This is a genomic window from Streptomyces sp. NPDC002463 (assembly GCF_042889835.1).
Classification (GTDB): domain Bacteria; phylum Actinomycetota; class Actinomycetes; order Streptomycetales; family Streptomycetaceae; genus Streptomyces; species Streptomyces nymphaeiformis.
In genome coordinates this window covers 278,175-292,813 of the sequence record NZ_JBIARL010000003.1, presented here as the reverse complement: position 1 = coordinate 292,813, position 14,639 = coordinate 278,175, and the positions used below count along the sequence as shown (strand labels likewise).

Annotated in this window: 13 protein-coding genes and 2 pseudogenes; 5 read left to right on the top strand and 10 right to left on the bottom strand. The window is 74.2% G+C overall.

The window, feature by feature from the left end; genetic code table 11:
• Window positions 1–268: 268 nt before the first annotated feature.
• Window positions 269–1,870 (bottom strand): hypothetical protein, encoded by a 1,602-nt coding sequence (locus tag ACFYX3_RS09225; protein ID WP_389010122.1) that lies wholly within the window; start codon window positions 1,868–1,870, stop codon window positions 269–271.
• Between the two features lie 283 nt (window positions 1,871–2,153).
• On the opposite strand from ACFYX3_RS09225, the gene ACFYX3_RS09220 reads away from it, so the two are divergent.
• Both ACFYX3_RS09220 and ACFYX3_RS09215 read left to right on the top strand, forming a co-directional pair.
• A complete protein-coding gene (locus ACFYX3_RS09220) occupies window positions 2,154–2,843 on the top strand; it encodes a class I SAM-dependent methyltransferase (protein ID WP_389010119.1) in 690 nt (229 codons plus the stop codon).
• A 10-nt stretch (window positions 2,844–2,853) separates the two neighbouring features.
• Window positions 2,854–3,072 carry a hypothetical protein gene (locus tag ACFYX3_RS09215; RefSeq protein ID WP_389010116.1) on the top strand — a complete coding sequence of 73 codons (219 nt, stop codon included), beginning with the start codon at window positions 2,854–2,856 and terminating at the stop codon, window positions 3,070–3,072.
• Between the two features lie 405 nt (window positions 3,073–3,477).
• Here the strand turns inward: ACFYX3_RS09215 and ACFYX3_RS09210 are convergent, their stop codons facing one another.
• On the bottom strand, window positions 3,478–4,134 hold the full coding sequence (locus tag ACFYX3_RS09210) for a TetR/AcrR family transcriptional regulator (protein ID WP_389010113.1): 657 nt from the start codon (window positions 4,132–4,134) through the stop codon (window positions 3,478–3,480).
• 76 nt (window positions 4,135–4,210) lie between these two features.
• Here ACFYX3_RS09210 and ACFYX3_RS09205 point away from each other — a divergent pair, with 76 nt between their 5' ends.
• The 3 genes and pseudogenes from ACFYX3_RS09205 to ACFYX3_RS09195 all read left to right on the top strand — a co-directional run.
• Complete coding sequence (locus ACFYX3_RS09205) at window positions 4,211–5,146, top strand: zinc-binding dehydrogenase (RefSeq protein ID WP_389010110.1); 936 nt, start codon at window positions 4,211–4,213, stop codon at window positions 5,144–5,146.
• Window positions 5,147–5,188: 42 nt separating this feature from the next.
• Window positions 5,189–6,406, top strand: a complete 1,218-nt coding sequence (locus ACFYX3_RS09200; protein ID WP_389010107.1) for a glycosyltransferase — start codon at window positions 5,189–5,191, stop codon at window positions 6,404–6,406.
• A 162-nt stretch (window positions 6,407–6,568) separates the two neighbouring features.
• Window positions 6,569–6,898: pseudogene (locus tag ACFYX3_RS09195) on the top strand (SpvB/TcaC N-terminal domain-containing protein); the annotation flags it as partial.
• Window positions 6,899–7,021: 123 nt separating this feature from the next.
• Here the strand turns inward: ACFYX3_RS09195 and ACFYX3_RS09190 are convergent.
• The 8 genes and pseudogenes from ACFYX3_RS09190 to ACFYX3_RS09155 all read right to left on the bottom strand — a co-directional run.
• Window positions 7,022–7,153 (bottom strand): annotated as a pseudogene (locus tag ACFYX3_RS09190) (kelch repeat-containing protein); the annotation flags it as partial.
• A gap of 206 nt (window positions 7,154–7,359) precedes the next feature.
• Entirely contained in the window at window positions 7,360–8,055 is a 696-nt protein-coding gene (locus ACFYX3_RS09185; protein ID WP_389010104.1) for a Kelch repeat-containing protein, read from the bottom strand.
• On the bottom strand, window positions 7,986–8,906 hold the full coding sequence (locus ACFYX3_RS09180) for a Kelch repeat-containing protein (protein WP_389010101.1): 921 nt from the start codon (window positions 8,904–8,906) through the stop codon (window positions 7,986–7,988). Before ACFYX3_RS09180 ends, ACFYX3_RS09185 begins: the two co-directional genes overlap by 70 nt.
• 131 nt (window positions 8,907–9,037) lie before the next feature.
• Window positions 9,038–10,111: an acyl-CoA dehydrogenase family protein gene (locus ACFYX3_RS09175; RefSeq protein ID WP_389010098.1), complete on the bottom strand. Its 1,074-nt coding sequence runs from the start codon at window positions 10,109–10,111 to the stop codon at window positions 9,038–9,040.
• Entirely contained in the window at window positions 10,108–11,490 is a 1,383-nt protein-coding gene (locus ACFYX3_RS09170) for an MFS transporter (RefSeq protein WP_389010095.1), read from the bottom strand. The genes ACFYX3_RS09175 and ACFYX3_RS09170 overlap by 4 nt, the downstream gene beginning before the upstream one ends.
• A gap of 95 nt (window positions 11,491–11,585) precedes the next feature.
• Entirely contained in the window at window positions 11,586–12,572 is a 987-nt protein-coding gene (locus ACFYX3_RS09165) for an acyl-CoA dehydrogenase family protein (RefSeq protein WP_389010092.1), read from the bottom strand.
• On the bottom strand, window positions 12,572–13,741 hold the full coding sequence (locus ACFYX3_RS09160; RefSeq protein ID WP_389010089.1) for an acyl-CoA dehydrogenase family protein: 1,170 nt from the start codon (window positions 13,739–13,741) through the stop codon (window positions 12,572–12,574). Before ACFYX3_RS09160 ends, ACFYX3_RS09165 begins: the two co-directional genes overlap by 1 nt.
• Window positions 13,741–14,601: an enoyl-CoA hydratase gene (locus tag ACFYX3_RS09155; RefSeq protein ID WP_389010086.1), complete on the bottom strand. Its 861-nt coding sequence runs from the start codon at window positions 14,599–14,601 to the stop codon at window positions 13,741–13,743. Before ACFYX3_RS09155 ends, ACFYX3_RS09160 begins: the two co-directional genes overlap by 1 nt.
• Window positions 14,602–14,639 lie beyond the last annotated feature (38 nt).

The following is a 14,639-nucleotide window of genomic DNA, read 5'->3' as shown; positions in this document are numbered from 1 at the left end:
GGGGCGTTCAGTCGTACGGTTTCAGGCCATCGTGCGGGCCGCGGGTGCGACGGGGCGACGATGACGGTGTGACGGCACTGTGACAGCGGGACGATCCTTCTGCGACAGCGACGGGCGTAGGCCTCTGCGGATCGCCCTCCAGGGCAGGCCCCACGGCGATTTCGGAGGGAGCACCCCGCGCGCTCGGAGCGCGACCGTCCACTTGGCCGTATCCGTACCCGGACGGAACGGCGCTCCGTCCGGGTACGACAGGGGTGGGTCCCCGTGGTTACGGCTGTCCGTCGAGCCAGCTCAGCTTGTGTCCGTAGAGCACCCGCTGGCAGTAGTCCGTGCCCACCGGATCGGCCGCGTCCCGGTTCGCGGTGCAGTCGGTCGCCGACCCCGGGCGGTGCTCGGAGAGGGACCACAGCCGGCCCGTACCGCGATCCACGTAGAGGTCCTCGGCGCCCCGGGCGGTCTTGATCGGCAGACGGTTGTTCGCGGTCAGCTTCTTGTCGACGTCCCAGGTGTAGCGCCAGAGCTGGCCCGGCTCGTCCGTGCCCTTCGACTCGTTGACGTACATGGTGCCGTCGTGGACGGTCGCGCCCTGCGCGCCGCCGTTGGTCAACGGCAGGTAGTTGGCCCAGCCCTCGGAGGTGACGTCGGCGGTGCGGCCCTCCAGGGCGGCGATCTCGAACGAGGAGACGCGGCCGGTGGACGGGTAGCCGGGCGCCGGACGGCAGTACTCACCCATGATCAGACGGTCCGGGGTGGTGCTGCGGTCCAGCGAGATGTACGAGGCCTTCGGGGCGCCGGTGGGGACGCAGGCGTACGAACCCGCCGGGTTGCCCTGCGCCGCCTTGAACTTCCACGCGGCGACCTGCGGCATCACGTACCGGTAGCCGAAGCTGTACCAGACGTTGTCGTGCCGGCCGACCTTCGTCTTGTCCTGCACGTCGGCGGTGGTCTTCACCCCGTCGGTGTCGGCGCCCATCGCGTCGTGCGTGCTCGGGTCGCCGTCCGGGTCCAGGTCCATGATGTAGCGCATGTCGAAGACGCGCAGGCCGTTACGGGTGTCGGCGACGTACAGGTAGTTGCCGTACCAGACGATGCCGCCGGCGTGGACGCCCTTCTGGATCGGGTACTCGGAGGCGTGCAGCCCGTCGAAGGAGACGTGGTCCGCCGAGTTGATGTACGTCCAGCCCAGCAGGACGTGCCGGTACTTGATCTCGGGGCTGCCGGTCGCCGGGTTGGTCCGGCTCTGCACGAAGGTGATCCGGACGCCCTTCTGGTTGCAGGCGTCGTCGGCCGCCAGCTCGGCCTCGGTGCAGTCGCCGGTCGCCGGGTCCGGGTCGGTCTCCCGGCCCGGGTCCGAGCCGTCGTACGAGGCGAACAGCTGGATGTTCCCGGCCGTGCCCCACAACTCGTCGTCCTGGGCGTCGGAGACACCGGTGAATCCCTGCGGGATCCACTCGGGCGAGGTGGAGTCGTCGCTCTGCAGGCAGTACTTGATGTCGGGGTCGGGAGCGGTGCCGAACGGGTCGCGGGAGCACCAGGGCGTCACGGTGCGGTTCGCCCCCGCGAGGAGGTTCTGCACGCCGGACTTGGGGAGTACGGAGTCCAGGCGGGCGACCCGCGTGGTGGTCTCGGAGTTCAGCGCGCCGGGCGACATCGTGAAGTCACCGGCATCGGCCGTGCCGCCGGGCGAGGTCCAGCCGGCGGCCGTGAGGGCCGAGGGAGCGGCCACGGTCGTGAGCGGCTCCTGGACCGTGGGGTCCGAGGAGCCCGTCGGGACGTCCTGGGCCTGGGCCGGAGCGACGAGACCGGTGACGGCGAGCGAGGCCGCGACGGCCGCCGTGAGCCAGGCGCGGCGTATGCGCCGTGAGGGCATGGGAGATTGCCTCCGTTGTCGGTGTGTCAGATAAGTCGAACGGAGGGTTCCAGAACGCCGGAGAGGAGCGCAACCGTGCCCGAAACGTCGGCAACGCGGCAAGTGTGCGCCCCGGTTGACGGTGAATCGGGCGATGAACACCGCGCGGGCGAGCGGGGCCCGGCTGCCAGGACGGCCCGGGGACGCCCCTCCGTCGTCCGCTTCGGTGCAAGACCTTTCACCGATCCCCACAAGGTCCACACGGTGGGCGGCCCGGCGGTCAGGGGCGTCCTAGCATGGGCCGATGAGCGCCCACAGCATCGACCGCCCGGCGGACCTCGACACGGTCCGCGCGTCCTACGACCGCGTGGCGGACAACTACGCCCACATGGTGACGACGACGGGAATCGGGGACATCCGCCGCCACCCGTGGCTCAAGGCGTCGATCGACGCCTTCGCCGACACCGTGGGGCAGCTCGGCCCCGTCCTCGACGTCGGCTGCGGACCCGGAACGGTCACCGCGTACCTCGCCGAGCGCGGACTCGACGTGTCCGGGGTCGACCTCTCCCCGCGCATGATCGAGAACGCCCGCCGCCTGTACCCGAAGTGCCGCTTCGACGTCGCCTCCGCCACGGAACTCGACCTCGCCGAGGAGTCCCTCGGCGGCGTACTCGGCTGGTGGTCGCTGTTCAACCTCCCCCGCGAGGTGCTCCCGCAGGTCCTCGGCATGTTCGCGCGTTCCCTGAAGCCGGGCGGTCACCTCATCGCCGCCACCCACGTCGGCGACGAGGACATCCTGCGCACCGAGGCGTACGGAACCGACTCCATCCGCTGGACGACCCACCAGTGGCGCCCGGAACAACTCGTCCACCTGATCGAACAGTCCGGCCTCCACCCGGTCGCCGAACTCCGCCTCCCCGCGGACGAACACACGGGCCCGGGCGTGGTCGTCATGGCCAAGCGGCTCGACGGCCTTGTCGGTGCCGGGAGGTAGCGTCCCGGACGTGGGATTCATGAGCGCGTGGGCGATCGGCGGTCACACCGATCAGGTCATCACCGACCTCTCCCCGCGCCTCCTCCCCGCGATGCGAGCCGACCGCGCCCGACCGGATCTGGACTGCACCGAGAACGAGCAGTCCGTCCTCGACGGCCCCCTGCGGGCCTGGCGCACGGCTGTCCGCCGGGGGCTGGGCCTGTGCGGTGTCGCCGTGCATCTGCGCTGAAGGCCTGCGGACCGGACCAGGTCGGCGGCCGAGGTGGTTGCCTCCAGCGACGCCCGTCCGGTTCATGCCGACGGAGCGGCCGAGTTCCTTGGAGGGCTGGAGGAAGCGCGGGCTGTCCGCGTTCACGCCGGGGTTCAACCGTGCCGGACCGGCGCCGTGGGGCAGGTCGACGGTGAGCTGCACGTCGGTTCCGGAGGTCTGCCACACCGTCACCGTGCGGAACATCCCTCCAGAAACGATCACGCAGGACGCCTGGACCGGGGCGTGGTCTTCAGGGCCGCTTCGAGGGAGGCGTTCGAGGGGCGGCGTCGGCCGGGCGCGATCGCCTGGACGGTACGCACACGACCCGGTCCGCCGGGCGGTCCTTGACCCGCACCACGGGTGCGCCGCACGTCAGGTGCGGTTTCAGGCCTGCGGACCCGTCGTCGCGGTCAGTGCCGACGGGAGTTGCGCCGCCGTCGCGTGGAGGCGGCGGACGAGGTCGTCGGGGGTGTGGCCGCTCGGTTGGGCCACCCAGGCGTCCAGTGTTCGGTGGAACAGGACGACGAGCAGGTCCAACGCAAGGCGGGCGTGCAGCCGGCCGTCGGGGCCGGGGAGGGTGAAGCGGCGTTCGACCACCGCGAGTGCGGAGCGCGTCGTGCGGTCGCAGAAGGCGAGGCCGTGTGCGTCCATCGAGGGCGTGAGGGCCGCGAGGCGGCGGGAGGCCAGGACGCGTTCGGCCCAGCCGTCGGCCGGCATCCGGTCGACGGCCACGGCGAGGGCGTCCTCGAACAGCGCGAGGAGCCGCCGGCCGTCGGACGGGCACGTCTCCAGGACGTCGAGGAAGGCCGCCCACAGGTCCTGCGTGGGGGCCATGGCGACGTCCTCCTTGCTGTCGAAGTAGCGGAAGAACGTCCGCTTCGACACCTCGGCGGCCTCGCAGAGCCCGTCCAGCGTCACGCCGTCGAAGCCGTGGGCGCCGAACAGATCGAGCGCGGTGCCGATCAGCGTCTGCCGGGTGCGCAGCTTCTTGCGCTCGCGCAGCGGGAGCGTGGGGGGTGTGGGGGAGGTCTCGGCCGTCATCTCCATCACTGTATCCGAGCGGCGAACGCCACCTATAGGCTTATGCCACTCAGTGGCAGATTCTCGGAGGTCCTCCATGCGCGCCCTTCTCGTCGACCCCTCCGCCCCCGGCGGTCTCCGCCTCGGCACCGCCCCCGACCCCGAACCCGCCCCCCACCAGGCGCTCGTCCGCGTGACCGCGACCTCGCTCAACCCCGGCGAGATGGCCTTCGGCCTCGCTGCCGCCCCGGCGGGCTCGGTCCTCGGCTGGGACGCCGCCGGCGTCGTCGAGCGGGCCGCCGCGGACGGTTCAGGACCCGCCGCCGGCACCCCCGTGGTGACCCTGATGCCCGACGGCGCCTGGGCCGAACTCCGCGCGGTCGACACCGCCCTGATCGGCGTCGCCCCCGCCGGGGCCGACCCGGCCGCCCTCGCGACCGTCCCCGTCGCCGGCACCAGCGCCCTGCGCGCCCTGCACCGCCTCGGCCCGCTCCTCGGACGCGACGTCCTCATCACCGGGGCGACCGGCGGCGTCGGACGGTACGCCGTCCAGCTCGCCCGGGCCGCAGGCGCCCGCGTCGTGGCGTCGACGAGCTCCCCGGCCGCGAACGGCGCGCTCCTGCGGGGTCTCGGAGCGCACGAGGTGGTCCGCGTGCCGAAGGAGGTCTCCCGGCCCGTGGACGGAGTGATCGACCTGGTCGGCGGACCGCTCCTCGTGGACGCGTACGAGACCCTCGGCGAGGGCGGCACGCTGGTCGCCCTCGGCCACTCCGCCGGCACGGGCGAGGACTTCCCGTTCGGGGCGCTGTTCGGTGACCAGGGCCGCCACGACCGGTCCGTCGTGACCTTCTTCCTCCTCTCCTGCTCCGGCCTCGACCGCGACCTCGGCTGGCTCGCCCACCGCGTCGCCGACGGCACCCTGGACCCGGGCATCACCTGGCGGGGCGGCTGGGCCGACGCCGCCGACGCGGTCGCCGCCCTGCTCGCGGGAGACCTCCACGGCAAGGCGGTTCTGACACTCGACCAGAGCTGAAATCCGAGCGTCGGCGACGCCGGCCCGGAGGAGGATGGCGCCATGCGCATTCTGATCATCACCGCCGGATCCCGGGGAGACGTCGCCCCCTTCACCGGCCTGGGCCGGCGCCTGCTCGACGCCGGCCACCAGGTCGCCGTGGCCGCCCACCCCTCCTTCGCCGCGCTGATCGCCGGGTGCGGTCTCGAGCACCGCACCGTGCCCGGGGACCCGGAAGCGCTGATCCGCGACTGGTCCCGGGCGGCCTCGCGCGCGGAGGCCCAGGCCCTGACCAGGGCGTACGCGGACGGGCTCGCCGACGGGGTGGCGGACGCCGTCGCGGGCGGCGCCGATCTGCTGCTCACCGCGCACGGCCCGGCGCCGCTGGCCCGGACGGCCGGTGCGGCCTACGGCGTCCCGGTCGTCGGCACCTACCTCGTACCGTCGTTCGCCACCCGGGAGTTCCCGCTGCCCCACGCGCGGAACGCCGAAGGCCTCGACCCCGAGGGCAACCTCGCCGCGGGCCGGGACGTGCTGAAGCGCGCCGAGGGAGTCTTCGCCGGCGCCGTGGCCCGGCTGCGCGACCGCCTCGGGCTGCCCGCCGGCACGCCCTCGGCGGCAGGGGACATCCGGCCCGCCTTCCACGGCTACAGTCCGCTGGTGGTGCCGCGCCCCGAGGACTGGCCGTCCGGGGTCCACGTCACGGGGTACTGGTGGCCCGCGCGGCCGGACGGCTGGCAACCCCCCGCCGAGCTCGTCGACTTCCTCCAGGCCGGTCCGCCGCCGGTGTTCATCGGCTTCGGCAGCATGGCGGCGGGGCAGGGGGAGCGGCTCGGCGAACTGGTGGGCGGGGCGGTGCGGCGCGCGGGCGTGCGCGCGGTGGTGCAGGCGGGGTGGGCCGGGCTCGTCGGCCCCGACTCCGACGACGTCCTGGCCGTCGGGGACGTTCCGCACGACTGGCTCTTCCCCCGCACCGCCGCCGTCGTCCACCACGCCGGGGCGGGCACCACCGCGGCCGGACTGCGGGCCGGCGCACCCGCCGTGCCCGTCCCCGTCATGTACGACCAGCCCTTCTGGGCGTCGCGGCTGCACGCCCTCGGAGTGGCCCCCCGGCCCGTGCCCTTCGCGGACCTGACCGCCGAGGACCTCGGCGACGCGATCACCGCCTGTGTGTCCGACCCGTCCCACCGCCGCCGCGCGGCCGGACTCGCCCACGGGCTCGCCGCGGAGGACGGCGCCGCGGCGCTGCTCGCCCACATCGGCACGCGGTCCACCGGCTGACGCGGGCGGGGCGCGTGCGGCGCACTTCGGCGCCCGAGGCGAGCGGAGTGCTTCGAATGGCGTATATGTCGGGGATGCGGCAGAAAGCATCGGTGTACTAGCTTTCCGAGCACCCCAGTCGATGATCACGTGGGGGTTGTGGTGGCCGTCAGCAGCGAATCCATGACGGGCGCGACCGGCGGCGGGGCCGTCACCCCGGCCGCGCCCACGCCCGTACCCGCACCCACGTCCGTCCCCCCACCGCAGGCTCCGCCCACGGTGTCCCTGCCGAAGGGCGGCGGGGCGATCAAGGGCATCGGCGAGAAGTTCGCGGCCGATCCGGTCACCGGCGCCGGTGCCCTGACCGTGCCGGTCGCGGCCACCCCCGGGCGCTCGGGGTTCGGACCGGACCCGGTACTCGCCTACGACTCGGGCGCGGGCAACGGGCCCTTCGGCCTCGGCTGGAGCCTGGGGCTGCCCGCCATCACCCGGAAGACCGACAAAGGCGTGCCCCGGTACGGCGAGGGAGCGCTCGCTGTCGGCGGAGCGGGCCGTGGTGCCGCCGGCCACGAGCACCCGGCCGTCCGGCAGGAGGGTCGCGGAATGCCCGCAGCGCGCCTGCCCCATCCGCCCGCCGTCCGACCAGCGCCGCTCGGCCGGGTCGTACACCTCGGCGCCGTCCAGCGGCTGTACGGGATAGCCCGAGGTCCGTCCGGAGCCGCCGGCCACCAGGACGCGTCCGTCGGCGAGCAGCGTGGTCGAGTGCATCCGCCGCGCCTCGCGCAGCGGCGCCGCCGCTGTCCACACCCCGGCGCGCGGGTCGAAGAGCGGGGTCCCGTCCTGCGGACCGAGCCGGTCGTCGCCGCCGCCGGCGATCATGACCCGCCCGTCCTCGAGCCGTACGGCCGCGCTCGTCGCTCCGAACAGGTTCCGCTCCCACGGCAGTTCGCCGGCCGGGGCCCACTGCCCTCGGCTCATGGCGCGAACACCTCCGCCGAGCGGGCCGGGACGCCCTCGCCGGTCCGGGGTGCGGCGGCGTCCATGCGGGAGACCCCGCCGACCGCGAGCACCCGACCGTCCCCGAGCACGGTCGCCCCGAACGACCACCGGCCGGTGAGCTGGGGTCCCGCGGCCTCCCAGTGCCCGGCGCCGTCCCGCAGGCGCAGCGTGCTCGCGAACCCGGTGTGCAGGCAGGCGCTCTCGGTGCCGCCGAAGACCAGCACGCCGTCCTCGGTCGCCGCAGCCCGGTGGTAGGAGCGCCCCCACGGCAGCGGCGGCCCCGGGCGCCAGACGCCGGTCGTCACGTCGTAGATCTCGGTGCTCGCCAGGCTGTAGGGGTGGAAGCGGGCGTCGTCCGAGGCGCGGCCGGGGTCCCCGCCGACGGCGAGCACGGAACCGTCGGGGAGCGGCACGGCCGTGTGCAGGGCGCGGGCCGCGCGCAGCGACCCGGTCGGCTGCCAGGTGCCGCTCCCCGGTTCGTACACCTCGCACAGGCCGAGGGACGGGCTGGCGCCGTACCGTGCGGTGCCGACCATCCCGCCCGCGGAGAGGACGCGGCCGCCGGGCAGCGGCACCGCCACATGGCCCCAGCGGGCCATGGTCATGGCGCCCGTCGGCGTCCAGGTCTCGTGCACCGGGTCGAAGATCTCGGCGGTGGCGAGGGTGACCATGTCGTGGGCGGAGCGCGGCCGCTGTCCGCCCGCGACCAGGACCCGCCCGTGACGAGCACGCCGCCGCCGAGGAGCAGGGTGGCCTGATGGCCCTTGCGGGCCGTGGCGAAGGTGCCGGTCGGCGTCCAGGTGGCGTCGCCGGGCTGGAACAGCTCGCAGTGGCCGAGCGCCGCGTAACCGCCCCGCCCCACCGCGAGCGCCCCGCCGACGAGCAGCACCCGGCCGTCGTCGAACCGCACCGCCGGATGCCCGAACCGGGCGTCGGTCATCGGGGCGCGCACCGGCGTCCACCGCCGGGTGCCGGGGTCGTACAGCTCGGCGGTGCGCAGGGTGCGCAGAGAGTGGTCGTCGCGGGCCGTGCAGCCGCCGGCGACGAGCAGACGGCCGTCCTTCAGGGCGGTCGCCGAATGGGAGAAGCGGCCCTCGGAGAGCCCTCCGACGGGGACCCAGCCGCCGCCGGCGGGGTCGTACAACTCGGCCGTGGCCAGGCCGACGGGAGGTACTCCGGGGCCTGCTCCGATACCGCCGACGGCGAGGATCTGGCCGTTCTCCAGGCGTGTCAGGGTGTGCAGCCGGCGGGCCTGCCGCAGCGGTGGCGTGGACGTCCAGACGCCGGTCGACACGGTGAGCACCATGCTGCCGTCGGTCGGCAGCCGGCGCCCGTCCTCGCCGCCCGCGATCAGGACCTCGTCGTCGCGGAGGACGGCCGCCGCGTCGGACGGCTGGGCCCAGAACCCCGCGTACGGCATGTCGGCAGCCGGCTGCCACACGCCCGGCGTGATCCCCGCCGCGGCGAGCGACGTCCCGTCCCGGATGCCGCGGACCCGCGGCGGGCGCATCCGTTCCCACACGATGCCGCACCTCCTCGTCGGGGCGTTCCTCCGCGGGGAGTTGGGCGCGAACACACCAGGTCATCCGTCCGGAGTAGGAAGAAACGATCACTCCGGACGGATGGGTGACGTGGGTGTCTCCGCCTCGCTCCTCAGACCGCGATCAGGCCCAAGTCGGCCGCCAGACGGGCGCGGTGCCACGCCGGGGGGCCGAAGAGCTGCGCCGAGCCGTGCGCCCGCTTGAAGTAGCGGTGGGCGTCGTGCTCCCAGGTGATGCCGATGCCGCCGTGCAGCTGGATCATCTCGCCCGCCACCGCCGAGAACGCCTCCGAGCAGGCGGACTTGGCGGCGGCCGCGCGCCGGCTCAGCTCCGGGTCGCCCGTGGCGGCGGCGAGGGACGCGCCGAGCGCGGCCGACCGCGCCGACTCGACCAGCACGTACGCGTCCGCGAGACGGTGCTTGACCGCCTGGAAGGAACCGATCGTCCGGCCGAACTGGACCCGCTCCCCGGCGTAGGCGAGCGTGACGTCGAGGCAGCGGGAGGCGGCGCCGACCTGCTCGGCGGCGAGTGCCGTGCAGGCCAGGTCGAGGACGTGCGAGAGGATCAGGTCGCCCGCCCCCTCGGTTCCGACGAGCCGGCCCTCCGCCTCCGCGAGCTCCACGCGCGCCTGCGCCCGCGTGGAGTCCATCGTCACGGCCGCCTCACGGCGCACGCCCGCGCCGTCCACGGGCACCTCGAAGAGCGAGACCCCCGCTCCGGAACGGGCCGCCACGAGGAGGACAGCCGCTTCCGCGCCGTCGAGCACGTGCTCCTTGGCGCCGGTGATCCGCCAGCTCCCCCCGGGCCCGGGGGCGGCCTCGGCCCGTACGGCCGACGGGTCCCACGAACCCAGCTCGGCCCACGCCAGGGCGCCCACCACGGCACCCGAGGCAAGATCCGGCAGCAGCCGCGCGCACGCCGCCGCGTCGTCCGAGGCGAGCAGCGCGCCCGCCACGAGCACCGCGGAGCCGAGGTACGGGACGGGGCTGAGCTCCCGTCCCAGCTCCTCCATCACCACGTGGACCTCCTGGGCCCCGTACCCGGCGCCCCCGTACTCCTCGGGGATCGCGAGGCCGGCGACGCCGATCTGCTCGGTGAGCGGCCGCCAGGCCGCGCCGTCCGCATGGCGTCCGAGCACGGCCCGCACGGCGGACCGCAGTTCTTCCTGTTCCTCCGTCAGCCTCATGCCTGTGCTCCTCTCGATGCCGGACGGGTACGGGGCTGCTCGGCCGGTGCCGACGGGTCCTCGTCCGACAGGTCACGGCCGCGGGTCTCGGCCGTGCGCCAGACGGCGAGCGCGGTCACGAGCCCGCAGACGACGGCGAGCACCACGAGCGGGGTGCTGCGGATGTCGTCGGAGCGGGAGAGCAGACTGCCGGCGAACATCGGGGTGAAGCCGCCGCCGATCAGCGCGGCGAGCTGGTAGCCGAGCGAGGCGCCGGTGTAGCGGACGCGGGTGCCGAACATCTCCGAGAGCAGCGGTCCCAGCGGCGCGTACATCGCGGACTGCACCACCTGGCCGATCACCATGCCGAGGATCAGCAGAGCGGGGGAGCGGGTGTCGACCAGGGCGTACACCGGGAAGGCGAGCAGGGCGACGCCGGTTGCGCCGCCGAGGACGACGGCCCGGCGGCCGACGCGGTCGGAGAGCGCGGAGAACAGCGGGATGGACACGAGGCCCGTGACCGAGGTGAACAGGAGCCCGGTCATCACCTCGGAGGTGGCGTACCCGATGGCCGTGGCGTAGGTGAGCATGAACGTGCTGATCAGCGCCGTCAGGGCGAACGGACCGATGCCGACGGCGCACGCGAGGACGAGGTTGCGGGGCCTGCGCAGCACCTGCGCCAGTGGGACGCCGGGAGCCGACCCGGCGTCCCGGGACTCCGCCGCCCGCCGGAAGAGAGGGCTCTCGCTGATGCTGACGCGCACGTAGAGCCCGATGCCGAGGAGCACCGCGCTGAACAGGAAGGGGACGCGCCAGCCCCAGGCGAGGAAGGACGCGCGGGGGAGCAGCGAGGCGAGGGTGACGGCGACGGTGGAGAGCAGGAAGCCGATCGGGGAGCCCATCTGCATCACGCCGCTCCACAGGCCGCGGCGCCGGGGGTCGGCGTGCTCGACCACCATGAGCGTCGCGCCGGCCCACTCGCCGCCGATGGCGACGCCCTGGACGACGCGGAACAGCACCAGGAGCACGGGAGCGGCGACGCCGATCGTCCCGTACGTCGGCAGGACACCGATCAGGAAGCTCGCCACGCCCATGAGGGCCATGGTGAGGACGAGCATGGACTTGCGGCCGAGCCGGTCGCCGAAGTGGCCGAAGACGGCGCCGCCGAGCGGGCGCGCCACATAGCCGGCGGCGAGGGTCCCGAAGGCGGCGATCGTGCCGACGGTGGGATCGGACTCGGGGAAGAACAGCTCGCCGAGGACGAGCGCGGCCATCGTGCCGTACAGCAGGAAGTCGTAGTACTCGATGACGGTGCCGAGCAGACTCGACAGCGCCACCCTGCGCAGCAGGGCGGGGTCGGAGGATCTCTCGGGGGTGTGCGGGGACGGTGCGGGGGACACGCTGACTCCCGGGTGCGGTAGGTGTGCTGGGGACTGACGAGCGGTACGAGGGCCGGCAGGGGCCCGCTGCCCGGCCCGGGGCAGCGGGCGGCGGTTCAGGACGCGAGGACGCGGGCGCGGCAGGCCGCGGGGGTGCCCCAGGCGTCGCGGAGGGGACGGGCCTTGCGGATCCAGAGGGCGAGGTCCAGCTCCTCCGTGTAGCCGACGGCCCCGTGGAGCTGGAGGGCGGTGCGGGCGGCGGCGTGGGCGGCCTCGCCGGCCGTGACCTTCGCCGCGGCGACCTCGGCGGAGGCGTGATCCGCCCCATCCGCCAGGGCCAGGGCGGCCGAGTGGAGCAGGGGCTCGGCGAACTCCAGGGCGAGGAGCGTGTCGGCGAGGCGGTGCTTGACCGCCTGGAAGGAGCCGATGGCGACCCCGAACTGGGTGCGCTGCTTCACGTACTGCACGGTCCGGTCGAGGAGCGCCCGGCCGAGGCCCAGGGACTGCGCGGCGGTGGCCAGGGCGGCGACCTCGGTGGCGTGCGCGGTGGCGGCGGTCACCGCCGGGCCCCGTGCCAGGACGGTGCCGCCGAGCGGGCGGGCGAGCCGGCGCGCGGGGTCGGCCGAGGGCTGGACGGGGCCGGCCGTCTCCGCCAGGCGTACGGTGTCGCCCTCGACGACGAGCACGGCGTCGGCGGCGTCCGGGTCCAGGGCGTAGGGGCTGCAGGCGGCCGGTACGCACAGGGAGACGACCGCCTTCCCGGAGGCGATCTGCGGCAGCCACGCGGTGGCCGCGGCATCGTCGAGCCGGTCGAGGAGCGCGGCTGCGGCGACCGTCTCCACGAGCGGTCCCGGCACGGCGTGCCGGCCCAGTTCGGCGAAGGCGACGGCCAGTTCGACGGGCAGCGGGCCGAGTCCGTCGTGCCGCTCGGGGACGGCGAGGGCGAACACGCCGGCCTCCGCGAGCCGGGACCAGAGCGCGCGGCCGGGTGCGGACTCCCCGGCCGCCCAGGCCCGTACGGCCGCGGGGGTGTCGGACGCCGTGAGCATGGAGTCGAGGGAGCGGGCGAACTCCCGCTGCTCGTCGTCGAGGAGGAACCGCATCACCGGCGTCCCTTCGGGAGGCCGAGCAGCCGCTCGGCGATGATGTCGCGCTGGATCTCGTTGGTGCCGGCGTAGATGGGGCCGGCGAGGGAGAAGGTGTGGCCCTCGGCCCAGCCGCCGTGCGCGGGCGCGTCCGCCGCCCCGTCGGCCAGTTCGCCGTACGGGCCGAGCAGATCGAGGGCGGTCTCGTGGAGCGCGATGTCGAGTTCGGACCAGAAGACCTTGTTGAGGCTGGACTCGGCGCCGATCGAGCCCCCGGCGGCGAGCCGCGAGGCGCCCGCGTAGGCGGACAGCCGGTAGGCGCGGGCGGCGATGACCGCGTCGGCGACCCGGTCGCGCAGGGCGGTGTCCGAGGGGTCGGCGGTCTCCCGCCACAGCCCCGTGAGCCGCTCGGCGGCGGCCGTGAACCGCCCCGGGCTGCGCAGGGTGAGTCCCCGCTCGTTGCCCGCGGTGCTCATCGCGACCCGCCAGCCCTGTCCGGGGGCGCCGATCACGTCCTCGTCGGGCACGAACACGTCGTCGAGGAAGAGCTCGGCGAAGGCGGGCTTGCCGTCGAGCCGCCCGATGGGCCGTACGGTCACCCCGGCGGCGTCCAGCGGGAACATCAGGTACGTCAGGCCCTGGTGCGGCTTCGCGCAGTCCGGATCGCTGCGGAAGAGGCCGAAGGCGCGGTCGGCGAAGGCCGCCCGGGACGACCAGGTCTTCTGGCCGCGCAGCAGCCAGCCGCCGTCGGTGCGTTCGGCGGTGGAGCGCAGCGAGGCGAGGTCGGAGCCGGACTCCGGCTCGGACCAGGCCTGCGCCCAGATGACCTCGCCGCTCGCCATGGAGGGCAGGATCCGGGCGCGCTGCTCGTCGGTGCCGTGTTCGAAGAGGGTGGGGGCCAGCAGGTTGATGCCGTTCTGGCTGACCCGGCCGGGGGCGCCGGCCGCGTAGTACTCCTCCTCGAAGATCAGCCACCGGAGGATCGAGGCGCCCCGGCCGCCGTACTCCTCGGGCCAGGAGACCACCGACCAGCGGTCGGCGGACAGGGTCCGCTCCCACTCCCGGTGGGCGGCGAAGCCCTCCTCCGTCTCCAGGGAGGGCAGCGGGACGTCGGGCACATGGGCGGTGAGCCAGGCGCGGGCCTCGGCCCGGAAGGCGTCCTCCGCCGCGGAGAAGTCGAGGTCCATCAGGCACCTGCCGCCTTCATCGAGGCTATGTCCATGCCGCCCAGCGCGTCGGGGGCGGTCTCCGCGTTGTGCGCGTGCGCGAGGTGGTGGAGGCCGAAGACCGAGTCCATGCCGGTGTGCAGGCCCTGGAGGTCCTCGGCCTGGTTGACGGCGCGCTTGGTCAGGGCCAGGCCCATGCGGGGCATCTCGGCGATCCTGGAAGCCAGTTCCATGGTCCGTTCCGTCAACTCCCCGGGTGGCACGACCCGGTTGACCATGCCGACCTCGTAGGCGCGCCGGGCGTCCATCCGGTCGCCGGTGTAGAGGAACTCCTTGGCGATGCGCGGCGGCATCACCCAGGGATGGGCGAAGTACTCGACGCCGGGGATGCCCATGCGGACCACGGGGTCGGCGAAGAAGGCGTCCTCGGCGGCGACGACGAGGTCGCACACCCAGGCGAGCATCAGACCGCCCGCGACGCAGGCGCCCTGCACCGACGCGATCATCGGCTTGGGCAGTTCGCGCCAACGGCGGCACATGCCGAGGTAGACCTCGGACTCGCGGGCGAAGCGGCTCTCCGCGCCCTGCTTGTCCGAGTGGTCCCACCAGAGTCCGGCGCGCCGGTCGAACGGCAGGTGGGCGTCCCGCTCGGGGGTGCCGATGTCATGGCCGGCGGAGAAGTGCTTCCCCGCTCCGGCGAGCACGACGACCTTCACCTCGTCGTCGTCGGCCGCGCGGTAGAAGGCGCGGTCGAGGGCGTAGGTCATCGCGGAGTTCTGGGCGTTGCGGTAATCGGGCCGGTCCATCGTGACCACGGCCACCGGGCCGAGGCGTTCGTAGCGGACCGGGGCCGTGGTGGACGCGGTGCGGGCAGCGGACATCCGCCCTCCTTCCCTAACAAGTGTTTGGTAGGTTAACG

Excerpts from the sequence above, each read along its gene's own strand:
- ACFYX3_RS09225 (WP_389010122.1), bottom strand. The coding sequence starts at position 1,870 with ATGCCCTCACGGCGCATACGCCGCGCCTGGCTCACGGCGGCCGTCGCG.
- ACFYX3_RS09185 (WP_389010104.1), bottom strand. The coding sequence starts at position 8,055 with ATGGTCACCCTCGCCACCGCCGAGATCTTCGACCCGGTGCACGAGACC.
- ACFYX3_RS09155 (WP_389010086.1), bottom strand. The coding sequence starts at position 14,601 with ATGTCCGCTGCCCGCACCGCGTCCACCACGGCCCCGGTCCGCTACGAA.
- ACFYX3_RS09220 (WP_389010119.1), top strand. The coding sequence starts at position 2,154 with ATGAGCGCCCACAGCATCGACCGCCCGGCGGACCTCGACACGGTCCGC.
- ACFYX3_RS09200 (WP_389010107.1), top strand. The coding sequence starts at position 5,189 with ATGCGCATTCTGATCATCACCGCCGGATCCCGGGGAGACGTCGCCCCC.
- ACFYX3_RS09210 (WP_389010113.1), bottom strand. The coding sequence starts at position 4,134 with ATGACGGCCGAGACCTCCCCCACACCCCCCACGCTCCCGCTGCGCGAG.
- ACFYX3_RS09160 (WP_389010089.1), bottom strand. The coding sequence starts at position 13,741 with ATGGACCTCGACTTCTCCGCGGCGGAGGACGCCTTCCGGGCCGAGGCC.
- ACFYX3_RS09165 (WP_389010092.1), bottom strand. The coding sequence starts at position 12,572 with ATGCGGTTCCTCCTCGACGACGAGCAGCGGGAGTTCGCCCGCTCCCTC.
- ACFYX3_RS09175 (WP_389010098.1), bottom strand. The coding sequence starts at position 10,111 with ATGAGGCTGACGGAGGAACAGGAAGAACTGCGGTCCGCCGTGCGGGCC.
- ACFYX3_RS09205 (WP_389010110.1), top strand. The coding sequence starts at position 4,211 with ATGCGCGCCCTTCTCGTCGACCCCTCCGCCCCCGGCGGTCTCCGCCTC.